A 25,713-nucleotide genomic window follows, 5' to 3' on the forward strand; every position below is an offset into this window, starting at 1 on the left:
TAGTCCGGACCGGTGCGCGGCACCGCCAGCGGGAAAAGCATCTGGTATCACCGTGGAAAACGCGGTTGCCAGAGCGGAAGCACTGCTGTGATTATTCTCACAGCCTGATAAAACGGGTCGCTCAGGCGGCCCGTTTTTTTTAAACCACTCGCAGCAGTCTGCCTTTTTCCATGCGCACCTGGCGGGAAAAGTGCCGCTGTGTAAAAGCCGCGTCATGGCTGATAGCCACTACGCTGGTTCCTCTTTTGCGGCAAACTGTCAGCCATGCTTCAAATATTGCCAGCCAGTGCCGATCAAAATCGCGGCTGGGTTCGTCGAGCAGCAGAATCTCTGGCGCCATGGCTTCCAGACAGGCAACGGCGACCATACGGCGCTGGGCGGTATGCAAATCCAGCGGATGCGCATCAGCTACGCTCTCCAGCCTGCATAAACGCAGCGCCGCCGCGGTGCGTTGCGCAACTTCCGCTGCCGGTAATTTCTGTAACCGCAGCCCATAGGCGACCTCTTCAGAGACTTTGCTGTGGAAGAGCTGGTTTTCGGCCTCCTGAAACAGGACGCCGATAATTTTGGCGCGTTGACGATTTTTATACTGCGCCATCGGCTTATTCAACAGATTGACGCTACCGGACGTTGCCGACAGCAGCCCGGCCATTACCCGCAGCAGGGTGGATTTTCCCGCGCCGTTATCGCCGGTAAGCGCCAGCCATTCGCCCTGGCCGAGCGTCAGGGAGATATTTTGCAAACAGTCATCCGCCGCGCCGGGCCAGCGCCAGGTTACCTGATTCAACGTTAACATAGCGGGGAAAGCGCTCCATCATGTAGTCGCCATCCCTGCTGACACCAGGCTAGAAAAGGCGAAGGGGTGCGTTCAAAAAGGATGATCAGTGAATGCTGCGCCAGCGCCCTGTCCCGCAGACGTGTCAGAAGCATGGCGGTAGCTTGCGCCGTCAGGCGGCTAAAGGCTTCATCAAGGATCAGTAGCGTTGGCTGCATAGCCAGCGCGCAGGCGATCGCCACGCGCTGGGTTTCTCCACCGGAGAGCGTGGACGGATGGCGGTGACGTAACTCCTGGCACTCCATCAGCGAGAGCGCCGCGTCAACACGACGCATAATCTCGTCTTCGTGAAGGCAAAGATTTTCAGGGCCAAAAGCGACCTCTTCTTCGACGCTGAAGGTACAACCGGAAAGCTGGAGATAGGGGGATTGCTGGACCAGCTGGATGGTCTGCGCCCGTTCGACCAGCGATTGCTGTCCAATAGGGATGCCAAGCAGAGTGCCATGACCTTCGATATCGCCGGGCAGAAAATCCGGATACCAGCCCGCCATGATCTGCGCCAGAGTGCTTTTCCCGCTGCCGTTATCGCCAAAAATCGCCACCATGCCGGGCTGCGAATAATGGAAATCAAAGCATGATGAAGGACCCGTTGCCCGGGTCGGGTGATAACGGAACTGTTCTAACGTAACCATAGCCAGGCTCCCGCTTCAGCGACCATCGCCAGCAGCATGCCGTAACGCGCCAGACGTTGTAAGGTGCTGTCTTTCGGCGCCCAAAGCGTAGTGCGCCGACGATGTAAACGAAATGCCCGCATATCCAGCGCCGCCCCGCGTATCGCCAGATCGTTAAGCGCGTTATGGGTCAGAGGGATAATGAGCGCAGGCATTGCGCGCAGCCGCTGATATCCATTCTCGTCCAGCGGTACGCCGCGGGCGCGTTGGGCTTCGTGGATAATCGTCAACTGGCGCTTTAGCTGTTCGACAACCAGCAGCGGGCCAGCGAACAGATAAGCGACGCCCGGCGGCAGGCGTGAGGCAAACAGGGCGCGAATAAAGCGCTGTACCGGTACGTACTCCATCCAGAGCTGTGACGTGGAAACAATCGCCAGAATTCTCAGCCACAGCGTGATGGCGTTCGCCCAGCGCTGCGGGTCGCGGGGCTGGCCGCTCAGCCACTGGGTAAACCAGCCGCCGTGGACCAGCCACAGGCCAATGCCCAGCGAGAGTAGTAGCCAGGCGACATATTTTGCCCGCCGTCGCGTTGCTTTTAGCAGCACTAAACTGAGAAACGCCGCGGTGCTATACACCGGCAGCACCGTATCCGTCGGTAGCAGCAGCGTGGTCACTGCCGCCAGCGCCCAGAGCGTTAAGGAGGTAAAAGGGTGCATTTAGCGTACGGCGGACATGGCAGGAAAATGGCGCAACGTACGCAGCGGCAGCTGGCGCAACAGGGTCCAGACGATAATCGCGGTAAGAATTTTATCCACCAGATTGGCGCCTAAGACGGTAATCGCCACCGACTCCAGCAGATTCTGACCTACCGAATGCATCCAGGCGACGAACAGATCCGCACCGCTTCCCGTCACGCCGCCAAACAGCGCCGTCCGCAGCGGCACGGCAACCGCGGTCACGGCGAGGGTAATGACAACCCCGCTAATGATCACCTTAGGTAAAGTGCGGAACCATCCCGCTCTCGCCAGCCATCCGGCAACCAGGCCAATCACCATAGCCACTGGCGCAAAGGCGGCGGCAATCGGATCGGTCAGCAGACCCCACAGAAGATTGGTCAGTAAACCGGTCAACATGCCAATGACCGGTCCGAGTAGAACCGCGCTGATTAAGGTGCCGATTGAATCGAGAAAAATGGGAAGTTTTAACATACTGATGAGCTGTCCGCCGATCATGTTGATGGCGACGGCGATCGCAATCAGCACCAGGGACTGGCTGGTAAATTGGCGACGAGCCATAGAAACCTCTTTAAGGGAAAAGTTATCGGGATGAGATGACCAGTTCGTCATAGCCGGAAAGTGCGCACGGCTGACGGCTAAATGCCAGGGAGGTCAGTTCGCCTATCACCAGCTCAAGGGTGGTGCGGACGGTACAGCCGGGCATCATATGGCCGCCGAGCATCGCGCCTTGCGGATCGGATATCGCTAAATGAAGATGTTCTCCTTTCAATTCCAGCGTGCCATTCAGCGAGATAACCTCGTAGGTTCCGTTCAGTAAGGTGGTCTCATCCTGGCCGGCAAAACGTAGTGCCGCATTGCTTAAGCTACCGGTACAGCCGGCGATCCAGGCTGACTGAATATGGTGCAGTTGCAGGAAGGCGCGCAGGCGTGAAAAAACCTCCTCGCCCGGAAGTAAGCGAAGCGCATAGTAACGTGCCGCAGAGGGCTGCAAGTGGGGAATGGTCATCTTTTTCGAGGGACTCCGAGACTCGGACGTAGCGGCAATAATATCGCCGCTGTTCAGTATGGTTTCTGATATAAATCAGTAATTGCGGCACGACAACGAAAAGATCTTGCTACGCTTATTCGTAATTCTGGAATGTGGAATAAATGCCGCCCCAGAAGGGGTGAAAAGTGTGATGTAAGTCAGATAAATGGTTTCTCCAGCTGGACAATCATTCCTTTTATTCCTCGTTTGGCTTATTCTAGCTGAAGCGTTTCAGTCGTCTAAATGTTCGACAATTAATCAATCAGTCGCAGTTTGCGACAGGTAAGGTTTCCCTTAGAGCGTTGCTGCATTACTCTGTCAGCCACCTCATATCATGGATAGCCTTGCAGGAGACCTATGACCATACGCATTGCGATTAATGGCTTCGGTCGCATCGGGCGTAACGTGGTTCGTGCTTTGTATGAATCCGGACGTCGTGCGGAAATCACCGTGGTGGCAATCAATGAACTGGCGGATGCTGCCGGCATCGCGCATTTATTGAAATATGACACCAGCCATGGACGCTTTGCCTGGGATGTGCGCCAGGAGAGAGAGCAGCTGTTTGTCGGCGATGACGCCATCCGTCTGCTGCATGAATCTTCCCTTGAGGCGTTGCCCTGGCGGGAACTGGCGGTTGATGTGGTGCTTGACTGCACCGGCGCTTATGGCAGCCGCGAGCATGGCGAAGCCCATCTGCGGGCCGGCGCGAGGAAAGTGCTCTTTTCACATCCTGGCGGCAACGATCTCGACGCGACGATCGTGTTTGGCGTCAACCATGATGAGCTGCGCGCTGAGCACCGTATCGTCTCCAACGCCTCCTGCACCACCAACTGCATTATTCCGGTCATTAAGCTGTTAGATGATGCCTACGGCATAGAGTCAGGAACGGTAACCACGATTCACTCCGCGATGCACGATCAGCAGGTTATCGATGCTTACCATCCGGATTTGCGCCGGACGCGAGCGGCCAGTCAGTCGATCATCCCGGTTGATACTAAGCTTGCTGCGGGGATCACGCGTATTTTCCCTCAGTTTAACGATCGCTTTGAAGCTATCGCGGTCCGTGTTCCGACGATTAATGTGACGGCGATCGACCTTAGCGTCACGGTGAAAAAACCGGTAAAAGCGAGTGAAGTCAACCAGTTGCTGCAAAAAGCAGCACAGGGTGCATTTCATGGTATAGTTGACTATACGGAATTGCCGTTAGTCTCGATAGATTTCAACCACGATCCGCATAGCGCCATCGTCGATGGCACGCAAACGCGGGTAAGTGGCGCGCATTTGATCAAAACGCTGGTCTGGTGCGATAACGAATGGGGCTTTGCTAACCGGATGCTCGACACCACGTTAGCGATGGCCGCACAAGGTTTCAGGTAAGGCGCTCAGGCGCCTGCAAAACTTTATCAAGAATCAACGAGAGGATTCACCATGTCTGTAATTAAGATGACCGATCTGGATCTGGCTGGTAAACGCGTTTTTATCCGTGCGGATCTGAACGTACCGGTTAAAGAAGGGAAAGTAACCAGCGATGCGCGTATCCGTGCTTCTCTGCCGACCATCGAACTGGCCCTGAAACAGGGTGCGAAAGTGATGGTCACTTCCCACCTGGGTCGTCCTACCGAAGGCGAGTACAACGAAGAATTCTCTCTGCTGCCGGTTGTTAACTACCTGAAAGACAAACTGTCTAACCCGGTACGTCTGGTTAAAGATTACCTGGACGGCGTTGAAGTCGCTGCCGGCGAGCTGGTGGTTCTGGAAAACGTTCGCTTTAACAAAGGCGAGAAAAAAGATGACGAAGCGCTGTCGAAAAAATACGCTGCGCTGTGCGATGTCTTCGTTATGGATGCGTTCGGTACTGCTCACCGCGCGCAGGCTTCTACTCACGGTATCGGCAAATTCGCTGACGTCGCTTGTGCAGGTCCGCTGCTGGCCGCTGAGCTGGACGCCCTGGGTAAAGCGCTGAAAGAACCGGCTCGTCCGATGGTAGCTATCGTCGGTGGTTCTAAAGTTTCCACTAAACTGACCGTTCTGGACTCCCTGTCTAAAATCGCTGACCAGCTGATCGTCGGCGGCGGCATCGCCAACACCTTCGTTGCCGCTCAGGGCCACAACGTGGGTAAATCCCTGTACGAAGCCGATCTGGTTGACGAAGCTAAACGCCTCCTGACGACCTGCGATATCCCGGTTCCGACTGACGTTCGCGTAGCGACCGAGTTCTCTGAAACCGCAACCGCTACCCTGAAATCTGTTAACGACATTAAAGATGACGAGCAGATTCTGGACCTGGGCGATGCTTCCGCAGAGAAACTGGCTGAAATCCTGAAAAACGCCAAAACCATCCTGTGGAACGGCCCGGTCGGCGTGTTCGAATTCCCGAACTTCCGCAAAGGGACTGAAATCGTGGCTAACGCCATCGCAGATAGCGAAGCGTTCTCCATCGCAGGCGGCGGCGACACCCTGGCAGCAATCGACCTGTTCGGCATTGCTGACAAAATCTCCTACATCTCCACCGGCGGCGGCGCATTCCTCGAATTCGTGGAAGGTAAAGTTCTGCCGGCAGTAGCCATGCTCGAAGAGCGCGCTAAGCAGTAATTCAGTTCAGGCGGGGTGACCCGCCTGTTTTTCAGCGCGCGTAAAAGCTCGCGAACCTTCTTCAACGGTCGAAGATACAGATACAGGACTACGTAACATGTCTAAAATTTTTGATTTCGTAAAACCGGGCGTCATCACTGGCGACGACGTTCAGAAAGTGTTCCAGGTAGCTAAAGAAAACAACTTTGCCCTGCCAGCGGTAAACTGCGTGGGTACTGATTCCATCAACGCCGTTCTGGAAGCAGCTGCAAAAGTTCGTTCTCCGGTTATCGTTCAGTTCTCTAACGGCGGCGCAGCGTTCATCGCGGGCAAAGGCGTGAAAACTGACGTTCCTCAGGGCGCAGCCATCCTGGGCGCTATCTCTGGCGCGCATCACGTTCATCAGATGGCTGAACACTACGGTGTTCCGGTTATCCTGCACACTGACCACTGCGCTAAGAAACTGCTGCCGTGGATCGACGGTCTGCTGGACGCGGGTGAAAAACACTTCGCCGCGACCGGTAAACCGCTGTTCTCTTCTCACATGATTGACCTGTCTGAAGAGTCCCTGCACGAAAACATCGAGATCTGTTCTAAGTACCTGGCGCGTATGGCCAAAATGGACATGACTCTGGAAATCGAACTGGGCTGCACCGGCGGCGAAGAAGACGGCGTGGACAACAGCCACATGGACGCTTCCGCTCTGTATACCCAGCCGGAAGACGTTGATTACGCCTACACTGAGCTGAGCAAAATCAGCCCGCGTTTCACCATCGCCGCTTCCTTCGGTAACGTACACGGCGTTTACAAGCCGGGCAACGTGGTGCTGACCCCGACTATCCTGCGCGACTCTCAGGAATACGTTTCTAAGAAACATAACCTGCCGCACAACAGCCTGAACTTCGTCTTCCACGGCGGTTCCGGTTCTTCCGCTCAGGAAATCAAAGACTCCGTAAGCTACGGCGTGATCAAAATGAACATCGATACCGATACCCAATGGGCAACCTGGGACGGTATCCTGCAGTACTACAAAGCTAACGAAGCTTACCTGCAGGGTCAGCTGGGCAACCCGAAAGGCGAAGACCAGCCGAACAAGAAATACTACGATCCGCGCGTATGGCTGCGCGCTGCACAGACGTCCATGGTGACTCGTCTGGAGCAGGCATTTAAAGAGCTGAACGCGATCGACGTTCTGTAAGAAAGTTTCGTTTCTTACCCGGAAGCCCGCAGAAATGCGGGCTTTTTTATTATCTCAATGACATGAAATGTTGCTAAATAAATGTGATCAATTTGGCAAAACGGACTCTTTTTGTTTACCCTTAACCTGTTTGCAATTATCAGGTTTGGTTATTTTATTTCCCGTCCGGGTATCCATAAGGAAAGTTGAATGGAAGATTTGAACGTTGTCGATAGCATAAATAACGCCGGTTCATGGCTGGTGCGCAATCAGGCATTACTGCTGAGCTATGCCGTCAACATTGTCGCGGCCATCGCGATTATTATTGTTGGTCTGATCGTGGCGCGGATTGTTTCCAACACCGTCAATCGCCTGATGCGGGCTCGACATATTGATGCCACCGTTGCCGATTTTCTTTCTGCGCTGGTACGCTACGCCGTCATTGCTTTCACGCTGATCGCCGCCCTCGGCCGCGTGGGTGTGCAAACCGCTTCGGTTATCGCGGTACTTGGCGCCGCGGGCTTAGCCGTCGGTCTGGCGCTGCAGGGGTCGCTGTCTAACCTTGCCGCTGGGGTCCTGCTGGTCGTTTTCCGCCCATTCCGCGCTGGTGAATACGTTGACCTTGGCGGTATCGCGGGTACCGTGCTGAACGTGCAGATTTTCTCCACGACCCTGCGCAGCGCAGATGGCAAAATTGTGGTGGTACCGAACGGTAAAATCATTGCCGGGAATATCATCAACTTCTCTCGCGAGCCGGTACGTCGCAACGAGTTTATTATCGGCGTGGCCTACGATGCGGACATCGACCAAGTGAAGCAGCTGCTCACCAACATCATCGAATCGGATGAACGTATTCTCAAAGATCGTGAAATGACCGTTCGCCTGAATGAACTGGGCGCTTCATCTGTGAACTACGTGGTGCGCGTATGGAGTAAGAGCAGCGATCTGCAAAGCGTGTACTGGGACGTCCTGGAGCGTATTAAGCGCGATTTTGACGCCAACGGCATCAGCTTCCCGTATCCGCAGATGGACGTTCATGTCATTCGTCCGCAGGAAAAAGCAGAATAATTTCCCTTTTAATACAGGCCGGCATATCCGGCCTTTTTTGTACCCAGTATTAGTCGTCCTTATTAGCGATTAAAATTTTCAATTTCCTCTAATGATTTCTGCACGCTATATTCCCCGGCATTGACTCTTTCAGTGGAAATTCCTCTCGATGTTATCGTATTACTTTCAGGGCCTTGCCCTGGGAGCGGCTATGATTTTGCCGCTCGGTCCGCAAAACGCTTTTGTGATGAATCAGGGTATTCGTCGTCAGTACCATCTGATGATTGCTTTGCTATGCGCCATCAGCGATCTGCTGCTTATCTGCGCCGGAATTTTTGGCGGCAGCGCGCTGCTGATGCAGTCCCCGTGGCTGCTGGCGCTGGTGACCTGGGGCGGCGTCGCTTTTTTATTGTGGTACGGTTTTGGCGCACTGAAAACGGCCTTTAGCAGCAATCTGGAGCTGGCCAGCGCGGAGGTGATGAAGCAGGGGCGCTGGAAAATCATCGTCACCATGCTGGCGGTGACCTGGCTGAATCCTCACGTTTATCTGGATACGTTTGTGGTGCTTGGAAGCCTCGGCGGACAGCTGGAGATGGAGCCAAAGCGCTGGTTTGCCCTGGGCACCATCAGCGCCTCATTCTTATGGTTCTTTGGTCTGGCCCTGCTGGCCGCCTGGCTGGCCCCGCGCCTGCGCACGGCAAAAGCGCAGCGAATTATCAACGTGCTGGTCGGTCTGGTCATGTGGATCATCGCGCTGGAGCTGGCGAAAGACGGCTTCGCTCATGTGCAGGCGCTGCTTAACTAAGCCTTGTCCGATGGACTTTCTCCGCGTAAGCGCTAAGCTTGCAGGCATGCGTCTGCGTATAGACGACCAATGTAAGATGGAGAAACGACAGTGAAGTTAAAAGTCATGGCCCTGGCGGCGGCACTCGGATTTAGCGCAATGGCAGTTCAGGCCAATGAATTGCCAAACGGCCCACATATTGTTACTTCAGGTACCGCCAGCGTCGCTGCGGTTCCTGATATCGCCACGCTGGCGATTGAAGTTAACGTCTCCGCGAAAGATGCGGCATCCGCTAAAAAACAGGCAGATGAACGCGTGGCCCAGTATCTCTCCTTCCTGGAGAAGAGCGGCATTGCGAAGAAGGATATTAACTCTGCCAACCTGCGTACCCAGCCTGATTATGATTATCAGAACGGCAAAAGCATTCTTAAGGGCTATCGCGCGGTGCGTAGCGTTGAAGTCACGCTGCGCCAGCTGGATAAGCTCAACGGGTTGTTAGATGGGGCATTAAAAGCCGGTCTGAACGAGATCCGTTCGGTTTCACTGGGCGTGGCGCAGCCGGACGCTTACAAAGATAAGGCGCGAAAAGCGGCGATTGACGATGCGATTCATCAGGCTCAGGAGCTGGCTAGCGGATTCCACGGCAAACTGGGGCCGGTTTATAGCGTTCGCTATCATGTCTCCAATTACCAGCCGAGCCCGATGGTGCGGATGATGAAAGCCGATGCGGCGCCGGTATCTGCTCAGGAAAGCTACGAGCAGGCGACCATTCAGTTTGATGACCAGGTGGACGTGGTGTTTGAGCTGCAGCCGACCCAGCCTGCGTCGCCAGCGAAACCGGCTGAAGAGCCAAAAGCAGCGCAGTAATCCTCCCGCCCGGCCTTCGCGCCGGGCTTTTTCTGTGACTATCTGTAAAAATGAGAGCGCAGCACAAGTCTTTTCCCTGAATGAGGTAAGGATAGATCCCTGTTTTCCTGTGAGGTGAGCATGGATATCTTTATTTCTAAAAAGATGCGCAATTTCATTCTGTTGGCGCAGACCAATAACATCGCCAGAGCGGCGGAAAAAATCCATATGACCGCATCGCCCTTTGGCAAAAGCATTGCTGCGCTTGAGGATCAGATCGGCTATACGTTATTTACCCGCAAAGATAACAGCATCAGTCTCAATAAAGCGGGGCAGGAGCTCTATCAGAAGCTGTTTCCTATTTACCAGCGCTTATCGGCCATCGATAACGAAATACACTATTCCGCGCGCCGCTCGCGCAACGTTGTTATCGGCATCGACAACACCTATCCGACGATAATTTTCGACCAGCTCATCAGCCTGGGCGATAAATACGATGGCGTGACCACCCAGGCCGTGGAGTTCAGCGAGAATGGCGTGATTGATAATCTTTTCGACCGTCAGCTGGATTTTATTATTTCGCCGCAGCATGTTTCGCCCCGCGTGCAGGAGCTGGAAAATCTGACCATCAGCGAACTGGCGCCGCTGCGTCTGGGGTTTCTTGTTTCTCGCCGTTATGAAGATAAGCCGCCGCAGGATCTGTTACGTGAACTGCCCTGGCTGCAGATGCGTTTCCAGAATCGGGCCAATTTTGAGGCGATGCTGGACGCCTATATGCGCCCCTGCGGAATCAACCCGACGGTTATCTATCGCCCCTATAGCTTTATGGCGAAAATTAGCGCCGTAGAGCGGGGGCAGTTTTTAACGGTTATTCCTTACTTCGCCTGGCGTCTGGTAAATCCGGCGAAGCTGAAGTACTTCGACGCGCCCGGTAGCGCCATGTATATGCAGGAGTATCTCTATTCGCTGAAAAACCATCGCTATACCGCCACGATGCTTCAGCACATAACTGAAGATCGCGACGGTACGGAGGGCTAACCGAGCATTGAACCGTGCTCAAGCAGATTACGATGCAGGTCGAAGGCGTGGGTGAGGTCGTGGTGAATATGCCCGCCGGGAGCGCTCTGCAGATAGCGATGTAAATAGTCCCGGTAGAGCGGATGCGCGCAGTTATCAATGATAGCGCGGGCGCGCTGCAGCGGCGACAACCCGCGCAGATCGGCGATACCCTGCTCGGTAACGATCGCCTTCACGCTATGCTCGCTGTGATCGACATGGCTGCACATCGGCACGATAGTGGAGATCTTCCCGTCTTTGGCGATGGACGGCGCCATAAAGATAGAGAGCCAGGCGTTGCGTTCAAAATCGCCGCTACCGCCGATGCCGTTCATCAGATTCACCCCGGCTACGTGCGTGGAATTGGCGTGTCCGTAGATGTCAAACTCCAGCCCCACGTTGAGGGCAATAACTCCCAGACGGCGGATAATTTCCGGATGATTGGAGATCTCCTGCGGGCGCAGGACAATGCGGCTGGCGAAGAAATCCATATTGGCGTAAATCTTGCGCAACGAATCGGCGGATATTGTCAGGCTGGAGGCGCTGACGCCGGTGACTTTCCCTGTTTCCAGTAGATGGACTACCGACTCCTGTAAGACCTCGGAGTACATCATAAAAGAGGGAATATCCGGATTCTCACCCAGCCGCGCCATGACCGCGTTATTGATATTACCCACGCCGCTTTGCAGCGGCAAAAATTCAGGCGGGATGCGCCCGCGAGCCATCTCTTCCAGCAGAAAGGTGACCACGTTATCGGCAATTTTCTGACAAACCGGATTATTTTTATCGAGCAGGTTTCCGGCGTCGGGCAGTTCGGTCTCCACGACCGCGACAATTTTTTTCGGATCGATTTGCACGTACCGGCTACCCACGCGATCCATCGCATGAAAGATGGCGATGCTGTTGCGCCGCGGCGGGGCGCCGGGGAGCACGATATCGGCCAGCTCGGCAACCCGAGGGCTGTGATAATGATTGAGTTCGATGATCACTTTCTTCGCCCGTAGCAGCCAGGTGGGCGCGTTGCCGATACCGCTGGTGAGCCAGACCCGCCCGTCCGGCGCGATAGCCGAGGCTTCGATCACCGCGACATCAATCTCACCAAAGAAGCCGTAGTTAACCATTTGCGCCACTTCGCTCAGGTGCAGATCGACAAACTTCACCTTCCCCTGATTGATTTTTTGCCGCAGGCCCGACGCGGTCTGATACGGCGCGCGCCACGAGACGGCATCGGCTGCCGATAATGCATCATCGGCGGCGGCGCTAATTGACGCGCCGGTCAGCAGGCGGATCTGGAAAGGCTTCTGCGCCCGATGTAACTCACCGGCGCGGCGAGCGATAGCCGCGGGCAGCGCTTTGGGCGAACCGGCGGGAGTGAAGCCGCTGAACGCCACCATCTGGTCGTGCTGGATAATCTCCGCCGCTTCATCGGCGCTCATCCGTTTCATTTTGCACTCCTTAACCGGGATGATTAATGGCCGACGAATTCAGGTTTACGCTTTTCCATAAACGCGCTCATGCCTTCCCGATAATCCTCACTGTCGTAGACGGCGCGGCGCATTCCCTGAATACGTTCGAACTCATCGGAATTCATGGTGTGCGCCTCGCCAAGCACGCGCAGCTCTTCCTTAATGACCGCTATCGCCAGCGGCGCTTTCTCGGCAATGTGGTGCGCCATCTGTAAGGTAAAATCTTCCAGTTCGCCAGCGTCCACCACGTGATTGAGAATACCGACCGCCAGCGCGCGCTGGGCGGTAATCGGCAGGGCGGTGAAAATCAGCTCTTTCACGATATGAAAGCCAGCGTCACGGGTCAGATTGTGAATGCCGACCAGGTTGTAGGGCACGCCGAGATTCACCGGCGTCATGGAGAACGTTGACGTACTGGCGGCGATGATCAGATCGGAGCTCATGATCATCTCAAACGCGCCGCCCCAGACGCTCCCTTCGACCATGGAGATCACCGGTTTCGGATATTTTTGGATCATGCGGGTAATCTGGCGCAGCGGATCGTCATACGAAAGCGGATCGCGGCGTCCGCCGGGTAATTCGTGGATGTCATGGCCGGCGGAGAAAACTTTTGATCCGCCAGGCGCGCGTAAAATGACGCAGCGAATTTCCGGCCTGTTGAGGTCGCTCAACGCCTGCATCAGGTCGTCGATAAACACCTTGCTTAAGGCGTTAAGCTTGCGGCTATAGTTGAACTCAATCACCGCAACCTTCTGGATAATTTCGACGTTAACATATTGATAAGACATAACTATCCCTTTATGCAAAGTAATGATTCTGGAGGAATTCGCTAATCTGCCGCAGGCCGGTGCGCGGCGAGAGGCCATTGTTTTTCACCGCCTGTAGCGTTTGCTGGAAGTAGCGATCAAAGTCCGCTCGGGCAAACAGCAGATGCAGCGCCTCGGTTTCGGTCTGCTTTTGCAGCCACTCCAGCGCCTGACGCTGGCGCAGCTTTTCAAGATCGCCGCTGTCGGTGAGGGTGGTTTTGAAGTTAAGGATAGCGAGCCAGACGGCTTCGATACCGCGCTGCTCCAGCGCGCTACAGCTCAAAACGCGCGGCTGCCACGCGGCGTGCTTGCGGCGCAGAATATGCAGGGCGGATTCATACATATGGCGGGTGATAGCCACGCTGGCGCGGTTCTCGCCATCATCTTTATTGATAACCACGATATCCGCCATCTCCATGATCCCTTTTTTAATGCCCTGCAGATCGTCACCGCCGCCGGCGATCTGCAGTGAAATGAAGCAGTCCACCAGGCGGGAGACCTCCGTTTCCGACTGGCCGACGCCGACGGTTTCGACAATGACCACGTCATAGCCCGCCGCTTCGCACAGCAGTATCAGCTCCCGCGTGCGCAGGCTGGTGCCGCCCAGATGGCCGCTCGAGGGCACCGGGCGGATAAATGCCGAGTCCGAGCGCGCCAGTTCGATCATGCGCGTCTTGTCGCCAAGAATGCTGCCGCCGCCGATTGGGCTGCTTGGATCGACCGCTATCACCGCGACCCGCAGGCCATGGCGAATCAGCAGCATGCCGAAGGCTTCCAGAAAGGTACTCTTTCCGGCTCCCGGCGTGCCGGTGACGCCGAGGCGCAGGGCGTTGCCGGTGAAGGGCATAATCGCATCGACCAGCTGGGCGCTCAGCGCCTGGTGGCGGGGATGCTGACTCTCTACCAGCGTCATGGCCTGGGCGAGCGTGGCCCGCTCGCCCAAACGTAATCGCCGAATGGCGTCGCTCAGGGTGGATGAGTTAATCATGATGCTGGCTAATCCTCATCAGGACGTCGCGTACGCTCTCCAGCATCGGCGTGCCGGGGCCATAAATAGCGGCCACGCCGCGCGCCTGCAGAAACGCGTAATCCTGCGGCGGAATGACGCCGCCGGCGATGACGCAGATATCTTCCCGTCCCCATTTTTTCAACGCATCGACCAGCTCGGGGATCAGCGTTTTGTGGCCTGCCGCCAGCGATGAGGCGCCAACCACGTGTACGTCGTTCTCCACGGCGAGGCGGGCGATCTCCTCCGGGGTAGAAAACATCGGGCTCAGGTCAACATCGAAGCCAAGATCGGAATAGGCGCTGGCGATCACTTTGGCGCCGCGATCGTGACCGTCCTGACCCATTTTGGCGATCAGAATGCGCGGGCGACGGCCGCGTTCCGCGAGGAATTTTTCGGTTTGCGCAACAATGGCGTCAAACTCGCAGGCGGCTTTATCTGACTGATGGTAGCTTTGCGCAATCACGCCGGTGACGCACTGGCTGGGCACCAGATAGCGGTCAAAGGCCACCTCCAGTGCGTCGGAGATTTCACCCAGCGTAGCGCGCACGCGGGCGGCGTTGATGGCGGCGGCCAGCAGATTTTCATCATGCTGCGCGGCGTGGGTGAGGGCGTTCAGCGCGGCTTTTACCGTCACATCGTCCCGACTGGCCCGTATTTTTTTCAGCGAGGCGATCTGCTCGTTGCGTACCTTGACGTTGTCGATCTCCAGCACTGCCGTTTCATCTTCTTTTTCCAGCTTGTACTTATTGACGCCGACGATGACGCGCTTGCCCTGGTCGATCAGCGATTGCTCGCGGGCGGAGGCCTCTTCGATCATCCGTTTCGGCAGTCCGGCTTCGATCGCCTTCGCCATCCCTCCCGCTTCGTCGATCTGCTGCATAATGGCTCGCGCCTGCTTAACGATTTGATCGGTCAGCGACTCGACGTAATACGATCCCCCCAGCGGATCCACGGTGCGGCAGATCTCCGACTCCTCCTGAATGATGATCTGCGTATTACGCGCGATACGTGCGGAAAAGTCGGTGGGCAGGCCGAGCGCCTCATCAAAGGCGTTAGTATGCAGCGACTGGGTGCCGCCGAGCGTGGCGCCGAGCGCTTCAATGGTGGTGCGGATCACGTTGTTATACGGATCCTGCTCGGTGAGGCTCCAGCCGGAAGTCTGGCAGTGGGTGCGCAGGGCTAACGATTTTGGATTGGTGGCGCCGAAGCCGCTCACCGCTTCGCTCCACAGATAGCGAGCGGCGCGCAGCATCGCGACGTTCATAAACAGATCCATGCCGATGCCGAAGAAGAACGACAGGCGCGGGGCGAAGTCATCGATTTTCAGACCGGCGGAGAGCGCGGCCTTAATGTATTCGATACCGTCGGCCAGGGTAAAGGCCACCTGCTGCACGCAGTTGGCTCCGGCTTCGCCCATGTGATAGCCGCTGATGCTGATGGTATTAAAGCGCGGCATATTGCCCGAACACCAGGCGATGATGTCGGCAATAATGCGCATTGAGGGCTTCGGCGGGTAAATATAGGTATTCCGGCACAGATACTCTTTCAGAATATCGTTCTGGATCGTGCCGGTGAGCCGTTCCGGCGCAACGCCTTGCTCTTCCGCCGCGACGATATAAAATGCCATTACCGGCAGCACCGCGCCGTTCATGGTCATCGACACGGACATTTCATCCAGCGGGATGCGATCGAACAGAATCTTCATATCTTCGACGGTATCGATCGCTACCCCCGCTTTCCCCACGTCGCCCGCCACGCGAGGATTGTCGGAGTCATAGCCCCGATGGGTCGCGAGATCGAAGGCGACGGAAAGCCCTTTCTGCCCGGCAGCGAGGTTGCGGCGATAGAAGGCGTTGGACTCTTTCGCGGTAGAGAAACCAGCGTACTGGCGGATGGTCCACGGCTGGGCGGTATACATGGTGGCGCGGGGGCCGCGGACGTAAGGCGGCAGGCCGGGCAGGGTGCCGGTCACTTCCAGATTATCAATATCGGCTTCGGTATACAGCGGTTTAACGGCAATCCCTTCTGCCGTCTGTTTTACCAGAGCATCGACGGTTTTTCCCCGCCGGCTAAGCTCCTTGTTGGCGAGCGTTTGCCACTCTCGTAACTCTGACATTTTGTGCTCCGTATGCGCAATAAAATAGGGTATTGCAAATACGGTGAGCCTTTTAAGCCGCTCTGTCGCCAGCAAAAAATAGCCATCAGCGCGTCGTTTTTTGCCGCATGAAATGTTCTATTTTGTGATGAATTTCAAAGATATGAATAGAAGAAGGTGGGTCATGCAGGCCGGACGGCGCCGACCTGCCTGGGAGGCTTAATCTTGTCTCAACACTTTATGGCCATAATCGATCAGCGCATCGGTCACCCGGCGCATCATACGGCTTTCCGGCGCAAAACGGTGCCAGTAGAGCATCCGGCGCTGGAACAGGCCCGGCGTGAGATTAATAAGTTCGCCGCTGTTCAGCTCTCGCTCAATTTGCAGATGCGGAATCATACAGCAGGTTGTCCCCTGGCGGGCTAGCTGCACAAAGGCTTCCGAAGAGTTCACGATATGGCAGGGAACGCTGCCCGGCGGCAAATCGAAGTTCTGCTGTAAAAAGGCCTGGTGCATATCATCGAGATGATCGAATGCCACCACCGGCGCTTTGAGCAGCGCCGAGCGGGTCACCCCATTGGGGAAATAGCGCTGGGCAAACTCTTTTGAGGCGACGAACAGATAGTCGAGGGCGCCGAGCTGATCAACCAGGCAGCTTGGCAGCGCCTGCGGCTGGATACTGACCGCGCCGACGACTTCACCGCGGCGCAGGCGTTCCTGGGTTCGGGTCTCGTCCTCCACCTGTAGGTTCAGGCGAATAGGGGAGTCGGAAAGCACGCTGGAGAGCGCGGGCAACAGCCAGGTGGCGAGACTGTCGGCGTTGACCGCCAGCGACAGCAGCAGCGGCGTTGAGCCGGTTTGTTCATCGCCCAGCCACTCCTCTTCCAGCAGTTCAACCTGGCGCAGCAGGGCCAGCAGCTTTTGCCCCTGTTCGGTGGGACGCGGCGGTACGGTGCGTACCAGCAGCGGTTGTCCAAACATGTTTTCCAGCTGTTTGATGCGCTGAGAGACGGCGGACTGCGTAATACAAAGCTTCTGCGCGGCGCGCTCAAACCCTCGTTCCCTGATTACCGCGTCCAGCGCCTGTAGTGTTCTGTAGTCCGGTCGTTTCATTGCTCTGGCGTGCCCCCTAATACTTTTCGTTAACTCGCACTATGACATAAATTTGTTTTTGATGAAGATGAAAAAATGGCGACTGCGTTGTGTGATCGCCGTCGCAGGGACAATGACCCCCCTGATGTTCTATAATGCGCCACAGGAATTCACATCTCGGACCATAATCATGACGCAAGATGAACTGAAAAAAGCAGTAGGCTGGGCGGCATTGCAGTATGTACAACCGGGCACCATCGTTGGGGTCGGCACGGGCTCCACGGCGGCGCATTTTATTGATGCGCTGGGCACCATGAAAGGTCAGATTGAAGGCGCGGTTTCCAGCTCTGATGCCTCTACTGAAAAACTGAAAAGCCTCGGTATTACGGTTTTTGATCTTAACAGCGTTGACCGTCTTGGCATCTATGTCGACGGCGCTGATGAAATCAACGGCCATATGCAAATGATTAAAGGCGGCGGCGCGGCGCTGACGCGCGAGAAGATTATCGCTTCGGTCGCTGACAAATTTATCTGTATCGCTGATGCTTCCAAGCAGGTGGACATCCTGGGTAAATTCCCGCTGCCGGTGGAAGTGATCCCGATGGCGCGCAGCGCCGTGGCGCGTCAGCTGGTTAAGCTGGGCGGCCGTCCGGAGTACCGCCAGGGTGTCGTGACCGATAACGGCAACGTGATCCTCGATGTGTATGGTCTGGAAATCCTGGACGCTATTGCGCTGGAAAATACCATTAACGGTATTCCGGGCGTCGTGACCGTCGGCCTGTTTGCGAATCGCGGTGCGGACGTCGCGCTGATTGGCACCGCTGATGGTGTAAAAACTATCACTAAATAGTCTGAACCGAGGGAGCGAATGGCTCCCTCGCAAATATTTTTTCTCCAGGCCTATTTTGGTGACTTCTGTCACATTTATGCGCCTTGTCTTAGTAACAATCTACCTTTCTTTTACTTTCTGGTGTTTTGTCCTGCTATTTCCCGCTGATTGATATTTCTTCAGGTTGTCGACGCAAACGTTCATATTGCCGCAATAGTTTTTTTTGATATGTTGCTGAGAAGAACTTTCGTTCCGCACGACATCAGTTAAGACAAAAACAGGACGGGGAAATGGCTAAGGTATCACTGGAAAAAGACAAAATTAAATTTCTGCTGGTTGAAGGTGTGCATCAAAAAGCGGTGGACAGCCTCCGCGCAGCAGGCTACACCAATATCGAATTTCACAAAGGCGCGCTGGACAGCGAAGAGCTGAAAGCGTCCATTCGTGATGCCCATTTCATCGGCCTGCGTTCCCGTACTCATCTGACTGAAGAGATCTTCGCGGCGGCGGAAAAACTGGTTGCGGTTGGCTGCTTCTGTATCGGTACTAATCAGGTTGACTTAAATGCGGCGGCAAAACGCGGTATTCCGGTATTTAACGCCCCGTTCTCTAATACCCGTTCCGTTGCGGAGCTGGTGATCGGCGAGCTGCTGCTCATGCTACGCGGCGTGCCGGCGGCAAACGCCAAAGCGCACCGCGGCGTATGGAACAAGCTGGCGGTTGGCAGCTTTGAAGCACGCGGCAAAAAGCTGGGTATTATCGGCTATGGTCACATCGGTACGCAGCTGGGCATTCTTGCCGAATCGTTGGGGATGCACGTCTATTTCTACGATATTGAAAGCAAACTGCCGTTGGGTAACGCGACTCAGGTACAGCATCTCTCCGATCTGTTGAACATGAGCGATGTGGTAAGCCTGCACGTGCCGGAAAATGCCTCAACGAAGAATATGATTGGCGCGGAAGAGCTGGCGCTGATGAAACCGGGTGCGCTGCTGATCAACGCCTCCCGCGGTACCGTGGTAGATATTCCGGCGCTGTGCGATGCGCTGGCGAGCAAGCACCTGGCGGGCGCGGCGATCGACGTGTTCCCGACCGAACCGGCGACCAACAGCGATCCGTTCAACTCTCCGCTGTGTGAGTTCGACAACGTTATCCTGACCCCGCATATTGGCGGCTCAACTCAGGAAGCGCAGGAAAACATCGGTCTGGAAGTGGCGGGCAAGCTGGCGAAGTATTCTGATAATGGTTCAACGCTCTCTGCGGTGAACTTCCCGGAAGTGTCGCTGCCCCTGCACGGTGGGCGCCGTCTGCTGCATATCCATGAAAACCGTCCGGGCGTTCTGACCGCGATTAACCAGATTTTCGCCGCGCAGGGCATTAACATTGCGGCGCAGTATCTGCAGACCACTCCGCAAATGGGCTACGTGGTCATTGATATTGAAGCCGAAGAAGATGTCGCCCAGAGCGCGCTGCAGGCGATGAAGGCTATTCCTGGTACCATCCGCGCCCGTCTGCTGTTCTAACTCCTTTTATGCCAGCGGGCAGGTCATCGACCTGCCCCTTTTCTCCTGCTAGACCCTTCTGCAATTTCCCGTCGCCACCCAAACGCTTTGCGAGTCTTGCCGCAAACGGCGATTAAAACCGTCGGATGTCGTTGTGCCTGAAAGAAAGGGATTTACGATAAAGACTCAGCGTGGGGCTGAAACGGGAAAGCCCCTACCGAGGCAGGGGCTCTAAAAGGAAAGGGACGATGATGAGACTCTTCATCATGCTGCTTATCCTGTTAATCATCGCCTGGCCAGCATATTAACAGAGAGAATGCAGGAGGGAGGTTCGCCTCCCTCACCCTTTACCCAGGAATTTAGGTGAAAAAAACAGCAATGTCAATTGTTCGGACGTTTTACCAGAGCCAGGTTTTTGACGGCGTGATGACCGCTGGCAGCGGGATATCCCACTGCTCCGTCGGCAGCGCGTCGACCTGCTGGCAATCATGAGCGTAGCCCACCGGCTGCAGACGATGCTGCCGCCAGTTTTGCAGCGTCCGGTCGTAAAATCCGCCGCCCATACCCAGGCGCTGTCCGGCGGCATCAAATGCTACCAGCGGCGTTACCAGCACATCCAGCTGGCTAAGTGGGAGGACATCGCGCACGTCGAGTTTCGGTTCGCGGATTTTCAGACGATTCACCACCAGCTCGCTGCTTGGGTGGTAGTGCAGAAACAGAAGATTGCCGGGGCTGAACGGATGAAGCACGGGGAGATAAACCCGTTTGCCTGCCCGCCAGAGCTGGTCAATAAGCGGCAGCGTATCCAGCTCGCCATCAAACGAAAGAAATACCGCGACCGTCTGCGCGAGCAGAACCGGCGGATAAGCCATCATTCTGTCCGCCGCCTGGAGGGCGAACTGCGTTTGCTGCTCCGGCGTTAACGCGCGTCGGCGCTGGCGGATCTGCTGGCGAATTTGCTGTCTGGTATAGGGGGCATCTGGCAATAGGGTCATACCTGAGTCTCATCGGTGAGCAAACGATACAAACAGGCGTAGTCTAATACACGACGGTAAAAGCCGAAAATTAACTTATGGGGGATAAAACGAAAGGAAGGGAATCTCCGAGATGCCGCCGCAGGCTGTAACCCTTGAACCCTTGGTTCAAGGTGAATGTGTCGTCACAGTTTTAAGGCTTCTCGGACGGACCGAGCATGCTCACCAACCGTGGAGCGCCACATTCTTGTGGTATGAAATATCGGCTCAGGGGACTGGCCCGCTTGCAAACATCTCAGAGAAATTTTGTTCTTGCGATTACTCTAACACAGTTAAATGCAAAGTGTTATTCAAACTTCTGCCCGGGTCTTTCGCTTATGCGACCTTGCTCAAGCAATGCTTGCTCGATGGTCTGCTGAAGCATCCGAATACGCTGTTCCATGCTGGCGGCGTAGTCGCGGGTTTTCGCTTTTTCCTGAGTCAACTCATAGCTGATGTTCAACGCGGCGATGAAGACCAGCTGCTCAGTATTTGTGACTCTAGTGCGTTCTTTTAAATCTTGCAACCGCTGATTCAGGTCGTCAGCTGCCTGGTTCAGGGCATCCCTTTGTTCAGGCGGGCAATTCACTCGCAGTGAACGGCCAAAAATTTGGAGATCTACGGGTTGTGCAGACATGCCACCTTCCTGCTGATTGACTGCGCGGCCTTCACGCCCTGGGAGGGTCTGCGAAGGGGCGACACTATAGCTACCCTGGTTCTAAGATACAAGCCCTATTCTGGTTCACCAGGGTCCAAAGTGGTAGCATATCATGAATATTCCTCCCAACGATGACGAATGCGCATGTCTATACAGAACGAAATGCCTGGTTACAACGCTGTAGACCAGTTACTGAACCAACAAGGGGTAGGATTAACCCCTGCCGAAATGCACGGTCTGATCAGCGGGATCCTGTGCGGCGGCAATAAAGACAGCAGCTGGCAGCCGTTGGTGCACGACCTGACCAACGAAGGCCTGGCTTTTGGGCATGAGCTGGCGCAGTCGCTGCGTAACATGCATTCCGCCACCAGTGATTCGCTGGAGGACGACGGCTTCTTATTCCAGCTCTACCTCCCGGATGGCGATGAGGTGAGCGTGTTCGATCGCGCCGATGCGCTGGCGGGTTGGGTGAACCATTTTCTGCTTGGGCTGGGCGTAACGCAGCCCAAGTTGGATAAAGTCAAAGACGAAACGGGTGAAGCCATCGACGATCTGCGCAATATTGCTCAGCTCGGGTATGACGAAGACGAGGATCAGGAAGAGCTCGAAATGTCTCTGGAAGAGATTATCGAATACGTACGCGTTGCCGCGTTGCTGTGTCACGACACTTTCTCTCTTCAGAAACCCACTGCGCCGGAAGTGCAAAAACCGACGCTACACTAATTAATCATTAAATCGTTCAGGGGGCGTCATGACTCAGCAGGAATTTCTCTCTCGTCGCCAGGCTCTACTGGCGCAGATGCAGCCAGGCAGCGCCGCGTTAATTTTTGCCGCGCCGGAAGCGGTACGCAGCGCAGATTCGGAATATCCCTACCGCCAGAGCAGCGATTTTTGGTACTTCACCGGTTTTAATGAGCCTGAAGCGCTGCTGGTATTGATTAAAAGCGATGAGACGCATAACCACAGCGTGTTGTTTAACCGCGTGCGCGATCTGACTGCTGAAATCTGGTTTGGCCGACGCCTTGGGCAGGATGCCGCGCCTGAGAAGCTGGGCGTCGATCGCGCGCTGGCATTTAGTGAAATCAATCAGCAACTGTTCCAGCTCCTTAACGGCCTCGATGCTATCTATTTTGCGCAGGGCGAATATGCCTACGCTGACGAAATCGTGTTCAACGCGCTGGAAAAACTGCGCAAAGGCGTGCGGCAGAATCTGCAGGCGCCAAACTCGGTCATTGACTGGCGGCCGATGGTGCATGAGATGCGCCTGTTTAAGTCGGCGGAAGAGCTGGAGGTGATGCGCCGCGCAGGCGAGATCTCCGCCCTTGCGCATACCCGCGCCATGGAAAAATGCCGTCCGGGGATGTTTGAATATCATCTGGAAGGCGAGATCCTTCACGAGTTCAACCGTCACGGCGCGCGCTATCCCTCTTACAACACCATCGTGGGCAGCGGCGAAAATGGCTGCATCCTGCACTACACCGAAAACGAAAGCGAACTGCGCGATGGCGATCTGGTGCTGATTGACGCAGGCTGCGAATATCGCGGCTATGCGGGCGATATCACCCGAACTTTCCCGGTAAACGGCAAGTTTAGCCCGGCGCAGCGCGAGATTTACGATATCGTTCTTGAGTCTCTGGAAACCTCGCTGAAGCTTTATCGCCCCGGCACCTCCATTAACGAGGTTAATCAGCAGGTAGTGCGGATCATGATTACCGGCCTGGTGCGTTTGGGGATCCTGAAAGGTGAAATTGATGAGCTAATTGCTAATAACGCTCATCGTCCTTTCTTTATGCATGGCCTGAGCCACTGGCTGGGGCTCGACGTACATGATGTCGGCAACTATGACGTCGACCGCTCGCGTATTCTCGAACCGGGAATGGTGCTGACCGTGGAACCGGGGCTGTATATCGCGATGGATGCCGACGTCCCGGCCCAGTACCGCGGCATCGGCATTCGTATTGAAGACGACATCGTCATTACCGAAGACGGTAATGAAAACCTCACCGCTGGCGTAGTGAAAAAAGCGGATGATATCGAGGCGCTGATGGCGGCGGCGCGCCAGCTATGAGCGTACTGATCGCTGGCGGCGGAATGACCGGCGCGACGCTGGCGCTGGCAATATCTCGTCTGACCGGCGGTAAGCTGCCGGTGCACCTGATTGAAGCAACAGCGCCGGAATCTGCCCGGCATCCGGGCTTTGACGCCCGGGCAATCGCACTTGCTGCCGGCACCTGTCAGCAGCTGGCTCGCGTTGATATCTGGCAGGAAATTGCCGACCGCGCCACGGCTATTCAGCGCGTTCACGTCAGCGATCGCGGTCACGCGGGGTTTGTGACGCTCGAGGCTAAGGACTATGGGCTGGCGGCGCTGGGTCAGGTGGTTGAGCTGCACGACGTCGGCCAACGCTTGTTTGCCCAGCTGCGTAAAGCGCCGGGCGTGACGCTACACTGTCCGGCAAAAGTGGAAAATGTTAGCCGCCGCGAAGAGAGCGTAAGCCTGGTTCTGGACAACGGTAATACGCTGAGTGGCAAACTCCTGGTCGCGGCCGATGGCTCGCGCTCAACGCTCGGGGCCCGCTGCGGTATCAGCTGGCAGCAAGAGCCCTATGAACAGCTGGCGATTATTGCCAACGTCAGTACCGCTGTGCCGCACAACGGGCGCGCCTTCGAGCGTTTTACCCAACACGGTCCGCTGGCGATGCTGCCCATGTCTCAGGGCCGCTGCTCCCTGGTGTGGTGTCATCCGCAGTCGCGGCAAGAAGAGGTCCTGAGCTGGTCGGACGAACGCTTCTGTCATGAACTTCAGCAGGCATTCGGCTGGCGTCTTGGCCGGATCGTCCAGGCAGGCAAGCGCAGCGCGTATCCGCTCTCGCTCACCCGAGCTACCCGCACCATTGCCCATCGTCTGGCGCTGGTCGGCAATGCGGCGCAAACGCTGCATCCTATTGCCGGACAGGGTTTTAACCTTGGCCTGCGCGACGTGATGAGCCTGGCGGAAATGCTGGCGCAGACGCATGCCGAAGGAGAGGATCCGGGTGGCTATTCGCTACTGAGTCGCTATCAGGCCCGCCGCGCCGCAGATAAAGCCGCCACCGTCGGTGTGACCGATGGGCTGGTGCATCTGTTCGCTAATCGCTGGGCGCCGCTGGTGGCGGGGCGCAACGCAGGCCTGATGGCGATGGAATTATTTACCCCGGCGCGCGATGCGCTGGCGCAGCGTACCCTCGGTTGGGTCCCCCGTTAAGGAGTGAAACGTGCAAAGTGTTGATGTCGCTATTGTTGGCGGTGGAATGGTGGGGCTGGCGGTTGCCTGTGGTTTGCAGGGCAGTGGATTGCGCGTCGCCGTGCTGGAGCAGGCCGCGCCGCAGCCGTTAAGCGCGGATGCGCCGCCGGCGCTGCGGGTGTCGGCAATTAATGCCGCCAGCGAGAAGCTGCTGAATAAACTGGGCGTCTGGGAGGACATAGTCGCCCGGCGCGCCAGCTGCTACCACGGTATGGAAGTGTGGGACAAAGACAGTTTTGGCCGTATCAGCTTTGATGACCAGAGCATGGGCTTTAGCCACCTTGGGCATATTATTGAAAACGCCGTGGTGCATCATGCTCTGTGGCAAAAAGCGCAGCGCTGTGCTGACGTCACGCTACTGGCCCCGGCGCAGCTGCAGCAGGTCGCGTGGGGCGAGAATGAGGCCTTTCTTAGCCTGCAGGACGGCAGCATGTTAACCGCCCGGCTGGTGGTTGGCGCCGATGGCGCCAATTCGTGGTTGCGTAATAAAGCCGATATCCCGCTGACCTTTTGGGATTATCAACATCATGCGCTGGTTGCCACTATTCGCACCGAAGAGCCGCACGAAGCGGTGGCGCGTCAGGTATTTCACGGCGATGGTATTCTGGCGTTCCTGCCGTTAAGCGATCCTCATCTCTGTTCTATTGTCTGGTCGTTGTCTCCTGAAGAGGCGGAACGAATGCGGCAGGCAGACGAGGCCGCTTTTAATCAGGCGCTGAATATTGCCTTCGATAACCGTCTGGGTTTGTGTTCCGTAGAGAGCGAACGTCAGGTTTTTCCGCTCACCGGCCGCTACGCGCGGCAGTTTGCCGCCCACCGTCTGGCGCTGGTTGGCGATGCCGCCCATACCATTCATCCGCTGGCGGGGCAGGGCGTTAATCTTGGCTTTATGGATGCCGCCGAACTGATTGATGAGCTGAAGCGCCTGCATGCGCAGGGCAAGGACATCGGCCAGCATCTCTATCTGCGTCGCTATGAGCGCAGCCGCAAGCACAGCGCTGCGGTGATGCTCGCGGGGATGCAGGGCTTCCGCGACATGTTCTCCGGCAGCCATCCGGCGAAAAAGCTGCTGCGCGATATTGGACTCAAGCTGGCGGATACTCTCCCTGGCGTGAAGCCGCAGCTTATTCGACAAGCAATGGGGCTAAACGATCTCCCGGCCTGGTTACGTTAAGTACGTCACACTTCTCTTTCCCGGCCTGCGCGCCGGGTTTTCCCTCTCATTTGAAATAATCTAATTTCACCTCTTTTTTCGCATTAGTTTTATTAA

At 56.1% G+C, this 25,713-nt stretch carries 25 protein-coding genes and 1 other RNA gene; 13 read left to right on the forward strand and 13 right to left on the reverse strand.

The genetic code is table 11. From position 1 onward, the window contains the following. Positions 1-139 precede the first annotated feature (139 nt). Genes ABLV12_RS00005 through ABLV12_RS00025 form a run of 5 tightly spaced genes read right to left on the reverse strand, consistent with a single transcriptional unit; the run spans position 140 to position 3,189 of the window. Positions 140-796 (reverse strand): ATP-binding cassette domain-containing protein, encoded by a 657-nt coding sequence (locus ABLV12_RS00005; RefSeq protein WP_004115325.1) that lies wholly within the window; start codon positions 794-796, stop codon positions 140-142. After that, positions 790-1,467, reverse strand: a complete 678-nt coding sequence (locus ABLV12_RS00010; RefSeq protein ID WP_032729251.1) for an ABC transporter ATP-binding protein — start codon at positions 1,465-1,467, stop codon at positions 790-792. The genes ABLV12_RS00005 and ABLV12_RS00010 overlap by 7 nt, the downstream gene beginning before the upstream one ends. Continuing rightward, positions 1,455-2,162, reverse strand: coding sequence for an energy-coupling factor transporter transmembrane component T (locus tag ABLV12_RS00015; RefSeq protein WP_064397237.1), 708 nt, complete (start codon positions 2,160-2,162; stop codon positions 1,455-1,457). Before ABLV12_RS00015 ends, ABLV12_RS00010 begins: the two co-directional genes overlap by 13 nt. Continuing rightward, positions 2,163-2,741, reverse strand: a complete 579-nt coding sequence (locus tag ABLV12_RS00020) for an ECF transporter S component (protein WP_023321620.1) — start codon at positions 2,739-2,741, stop codon at positions 2,163-2,165. It abuts the gene before it with no gap. A gap of 22 nt (positions 2,742-2,763) precedes the next feature. After that, entirely contained in the window at positions 2,764-3,189 is a 426-nt protein-coding gene (locus ABLV12_RS00025) for a PPC domain-containing DNA-binding protein (RefSeq protein WP_049101581.1), read from the reverse strand. A 378-nt stretch (positions 3,190-3,567) separates the two neighbouring features. On the opposite strand from ABLV12_RS00025, the gene epd reads away from it, so the two are divergent. The 7 genes from epd to ABLV12_RS00060 all read left to right on the forward strand — a co-directional run bounded on the left by epd (position 3,568) and on the right by ABLV12_RS00060 (position 10,673). Next, positions 3,568-4,587, forward strand: coding sequence for an erythrose-4-phosphate dehydrogenase (gene epd / locus ABLV12_RS00030; protein WP_064397240.1), 1,020 nt, complete (start codon positions 3,568-3,570; stop codon positions 4,585-4,587). A gap of 51 nt (positions 4,588-4,638) precedes the next feature. Beyond that, the gene (pgk, locus tag ABLV12_RS00035; protein ID WP_004105627.1) at positions 4,639-5,802 is read left to right on the forward strand and encodes a phosphoglycerate kinase; all 1,164 of its coding nucleotides are present in this window, start codon (positions 4,639-4,641) and stop codon (positions 5,800-5,802) included. Positions 5,803-5,899: 97 nt separating this feature from the next. Further along, positions 5,900-6,979 carry a class II fructose-bisphosphate aldolase gene (gene fbaA / locus ABLV12_RS00040; RefSeq protein WP_004105626.1) on the forward strand — a complete coding sequence of 360 codons (1,080 nt, stop codon included), beginning with the start codon at positions 5,900-5,902 and terminating at the stop codon, positions 6,977-6,979. 189 nt (positions 6,980-7,168) lie between these two features. Continuing rightward, entirely contained in the window at positions 7,169-8,026 is an 858-nt protein-coding gene (locus tag ABLV12_RS00045; RefSeq protein WP_004115311.1) for a small-conductance mechanosensitive channel MscS, read from the forward strand. A 148-nt stretch (positions 8,027-8,174) separates the two neighbouring features. Further along, entirely contained in the window at positions 8,175-8,810 is a 636-nt protein-coding gene (gene argO, locus ABLV12_RS00050) for an arginine exporter ArgO (protein ID WP_016809856.1), read from the forward strand. Between the two features lie 90 nt (positions 8,811-8,900). Continuing rightward, positions 8,901-9,656, forward strand: a complete 756-nt coding sequence (locus tag ABLV12_RS00055; RefSeq protein WP_004105619.1) for an oxidative stress defense protein — start codon at positions 8,901-8,903, stop codon at positions 9,654-9,656. A gap of 120 nt (positions 9,657-9,776) precedes the next feature. Further along, the gene (locus ABLV12_RS00060; protein WP_004105617.1) at positions 9,777-10,673 is read left to right on the forward strand and encodes a LysR family transcriptional regulator; all 897 of its coding nucleotides are present in this window, start codon (positions 9,777-9,779) and stop codon (positions 10,671-10,673) included. On the opposite strand, the gene ABLV12_RS00065 is transcribed toward ABLV12_RS00060, so the two are convergent. From ABLV12_RS00065 to argP, 5 genes are all read right to left on the reverse strand, one after another. Further along, positions 10,670-12,136: an acetyl-CoA hydrolase/transferase family protein gene (locus tag ABLV12_RS00065; protein ID WP_004105615.1), complete on the reverse strand. Its 1,467-nt coding sequence runs from the start codon at positions 12,134-12,136 to the stop codon at positions 10,670-10,672. The genes ABLV12_RS00060 and ABLV12_RS00065 overlap by 4 nt on opposite strands. A gap of 23 nt (positions 12,137-12,159) precedes the next feature. After that, positions 12,160-12,945 carry a methylmalonyl-CoA decarboxylase gene (gene scpB / locus ABLV12_RS00070; protein ID WP_004105613.1) on the reverse strand — a complete coding sequence of 262 codons (786 nt, stop codon included), beginning with the start codon at positions 12,943-12,945 and terminating at the stop codon, positions 12,160-12,162. Positions 12,946-12,955: 10 nt separating this feature from the next. Further along, the gene (gene meaB / locus ABLV12_RS00075) at positions 12,956-13,951 is read right to left on the reverse strand and encodes a methylmalonyl Co-A mutase-associated GTPase MeaB (protein WP_348866699.1); all 996 of its coding nucleotides are present in this window, start codon (positions 13,949-13,951) and stop codon (positions 12,956-12,958) included. Beyond that, entirely contained in the window at positions 13,944-16,088 is a 2,145-nt protein-coding gene (gene scpA, locus ABLV12_RS00080; protein WP_004115300.1) for a methylmalonyl-CoA mutase, read from the reverse strand. The genes meaB and scpA overlap by 8 nt, the downstream gene beginning before the upstream one ends. A 198-nt stretch (positions 16,089-16,286) precedes the next feature. Further along, positions 16,287-17,180: a DNA-binding transcriptional regulator ArgP gene (argP, locus tag ABLV12_RS00085; protein WP_004105608.1), complete on the reverse strand. Its 894-nt coding sequence runs from the start codon at positions 17,178-17,180 to the stop codon at positions 16,287-16,289. A gap of 169 nt (positions 17,181-17,349) precedes the next feature. On the opposite strand from argP, the gene rpiA reads away from it, so the two are divergent. Then, positions 17,350-18,009 carry a ribose-5-phosphate isomerase RpiA gene (gene rpiA / locus ABLV12_RS00090; RefSeq protein ID WP_004105606.1) on the forward strand — a complete coding sequence of 220 codons (660 nt, stop codon included), beginning with the start codon at positions 17,350-17,352 and terminating at the stop codon, positions 18,007-18,009. 269 nt (positions 18,010-18,278) lie between these two features. After that, entirely contained in the window at positions 18,279-19,511 is a 1,233-nt protein-coding gene (gene serA, locus ABLV12_RS00095) for a phosphoglycerate dehydrogenase (protein WP_004115297.1), read from the forward strand. A 377-nt stretch (positions 19,512-19,888) separates the two neighbouring features. Here the strand turns inward: serA and ABLV12_RS00100 are convergent, their stop codons facing one another. The 3 genes from ABLV12_RS00100 to zapA form a co-directional block, all read right to left on the reverse strand. Next, positions 19,889-20,485, reverse strand: coding sequence for a 5-formyltetrahydrofolate cyclo-ligase (locus tag ABLV12_RS00100; RefSeq protein WP_016809852.1), 597 nt, complete (start codon positions 20,483-20,485; stop codon positions 19,889-19,891). Positions 20,486-20,585: 100 nt separating this feature from the next. Beyond that, a non-coding RNA gene (gene ssrS / locus ABLV12_RS00105) (6S RNA) lies at positions 20,586-20,769 on the reverse strand. Between the two features lie 41 nt (positions 20,770-20,810). Next, a complete protein-coding gene (gene zapA / locus ABLV12_RS00110; RefSeq protein ID WP_004105598.1) occupies positions 20,811-21,140 on the reverse strand; it encodes a cell division protein ZapA in 330 nt (109 codons plus the stop codon). 165 nt (positions 21,141-21,305) lie between these two features. Here zapA and ABLV12_RS00115 point away from each other — a divergent pair, with 165 nt between their 5' ends. The 4 genes from ABLV12_RS00115 to ubiI are packed head-to-tail and all read left to right on the forward strand — an operon-like array spanning position 21,306 to position 25,617. Next, positions 21,306-21,884 carry a YecA family protein gene (locus ABLV12_RS00115; RefSeq protein WP_016809851.1) on the forward strand — a complete coding sequence of 193 codons (579 nt, stop codon included), beginning with the start codon at positions 21,306-21,308 and terminating at the stop codon, positions 21,882-21,884. Between the two features lie 28 nt (positions 21,885-21,912). Then, the gene (pepP, locus tag ABLV12_RS00120; protein WP_004105594.1) at positions 21,913-23,229 is read left to right on the forward strand and encodes a Xaa-Pro aminopeptidase; all 1,317 of its coding nucleotides are present in this window, start codon (positions 21,913-21,915) and stop codon (positions 23,227-23,229) included. Next, a complete protein-coding gene (gene ubiH, locus ABLV12_RS00125) occupies positions 23,226-24,404 on the forward strand; it encodes a 2-octaprenyl-6-methoxyphenyl hydroxylase (RefSeq protein WP_064397242.1) in 1,179 nt (392 codons plus the stop codon). Before pepP ends, ubiH begins: the two co-directional genes overlap by 4 nt. Positions 24,405-24,414: 10 nt before the next feature. Further along, positions 24,415-25,617 carry an FAD-dependent 2-octaprenylphenol hydroxylase gene (ubiI, locus tag ABLV12_RS00130; protein WP_064372035.1) on the forward strand — a complete coding sequence of 401 codons (1,203 nt, stop codon included), beginning with the start codon at positions 24,415-24,417 and terminating at the stop codon, positions 25,615-25,617. The last annotated feature ends 96 nt before the right edge of the window (positions 25,618-25,713 follow it).

The organism is Klebsiella sp. CN_Kp100 (assembly GCF_040065315.1).
Lineage (GTDB): Bacteria > Pseudomonadota > Gammaproteobacteria > Enterobacterales > Enterobacteriaceae > Klebsiella > Klebsiella oxytoca.

Coding starts and splice junctions, on each gene's coding strand:
- ABLV12_RS00005 (WP_004115325.1), bottom strand. CDS start 796: ATGTTAACGTTGAATCAGGTAACCTGGCGCTGGCCCGGCGCGGCGGAT.
- ABLV12_RS00010 (WP_032729251.1), bottom strand. CDS start 1,467: ATGGTTACGTTAGAACAGTTCCGTTATCACCCGACCCGGGCAACGGGT.
- ABLV12_RS00015 (WP_064397237.1), bottom strand. CDS start 2,162: ATGCACCCTTTTACCTCCTTAACGCTCTGGGCGCTGGCGGCAGTGACC.
- ABLV12_RS00020 (WP_023321620.1), bottom strand. CDS start 2,741: ATGGCTCGTCGCCAATTTACCAGCCAGTCCCTGGTGCTGATTGCGATC.
- ABLV12_RS00025 (WP_049101581.1), bottom strand. CDS start 3,189: ATGACCATTCCCCACTTGCAGCCCTCTGCGGCACGTTACTATGCGCTT.
- epd (WP_064397240.1), top strand. CDS start 3,568: ATGACCATACGCATTGCGATTAATGGCTTCGGTCGCATCGGGCGTAAC.
- pgk (WP_004105627.1), top strand. CDS start 4,639: ATGTCTGTAATTAAGATGACCGATCTGGATCTGGCTGGTAAACGCGTT.
- fbaA (WP_004105626.1), top strand. CDS start 5,900: ATGTCTAAAATTTTTGATTTCGTAAAACCGGGCGTCATCACTGGCGAC.
- ABLV12_RS00045 (WP_004115311.1), top strand. CDS start 7,169: ATGGAAGATTTGAACGTTGTCGATAGCATAAATAACGCCGGTTCATGG.
- argO (WP_016809856.1), top strand. CDS start 8,175: ATGTTATCGTATTACTTTCAGGGCCTTGCCCTGGGAGCGGCTATGATT.
- ABLV12_RS00060 (WP_004105617.1), top strand. CDS start 9,777: ATGGATATCTTTATTTCTAAAAAGATGCGCAATTTCATTCTGTTGGCG.
- ABLV12_RS00065 (WP_004105615.1), bottom strand. CDS start 12,136: ATGAAACGGATGAGCGCCGATGAAGCGGCGGAGATTATCCAGCACGAC.
- scpB (WP_004105613.1), bottom strand. CDS start 12,945: ATGTCTTATCAATATGTTAACGTCGAAATTATCCAGAAGGTTGCGGTG.
- meaB (WP_348866699.1), bottom strand. CDS start 13,951: ATGATTAACTCATCCACCCTGAGCGACGCCATTCGGCGATTACGTTTG.
- scpA (WP_004115300.1), bottom strand. CDS start 16,088: ATGTCAGAGTTACGAGAGTGGCAAACGCTCGCCAACAAGGAGCTTAGC.
- argP (WP_004105608.1), bottom strand. CDS start 17,180: ATGAAACGACCGGACTACAGAACACTACAGGCGCTGGACGCGGTAATC.
- rpiA (WP_004105606.1), top strand. CDS start 17,350: ATGACGCAAGATGAACTGAAAAAAGCAGTAGGCTGGGCGGCATTGCAG.
- serA (WP_004115297.1), top strand. CDS start 18,279: ATGGCTAAGGTATCACTGGAAAAAGACAAAATTAAATTTCTGCTGGTT.
- ABLV12_RS00100 (WP_016809852.1), bottom strand. CDS start 20,485: ATGACCCTATTGCCAGATGCCCCCTATACCAGACAGCAAATTCGCCAG.
- zapA (WP_004105598.1), bottom strand. CDS start 21,140: ATGTCTGCACAACCCGTAGATCTCCAAATTTTTGGCCGTTCACTGCGA.
- ABLV12_RS00115 (WP_016809851.1), top strand. CDS start 21,306: ATGTCTATACAGAACGAAATGCCTGGTTACAACGCTGTAGACCAGTTA.
- pepP (WP_004105594.1), top strand. CDS start 21,913: ATGACTCAGCAGGAATTTCTCTCTCGTCGCCAGGCTCTACTGGCGCAG.
- ubiH (WP_064397242.1), top strand. CDS start 23,226: ATGAGCGTACTGATCGCTGGCGGCGGAATGACCGGCGCGACGCTGGCG.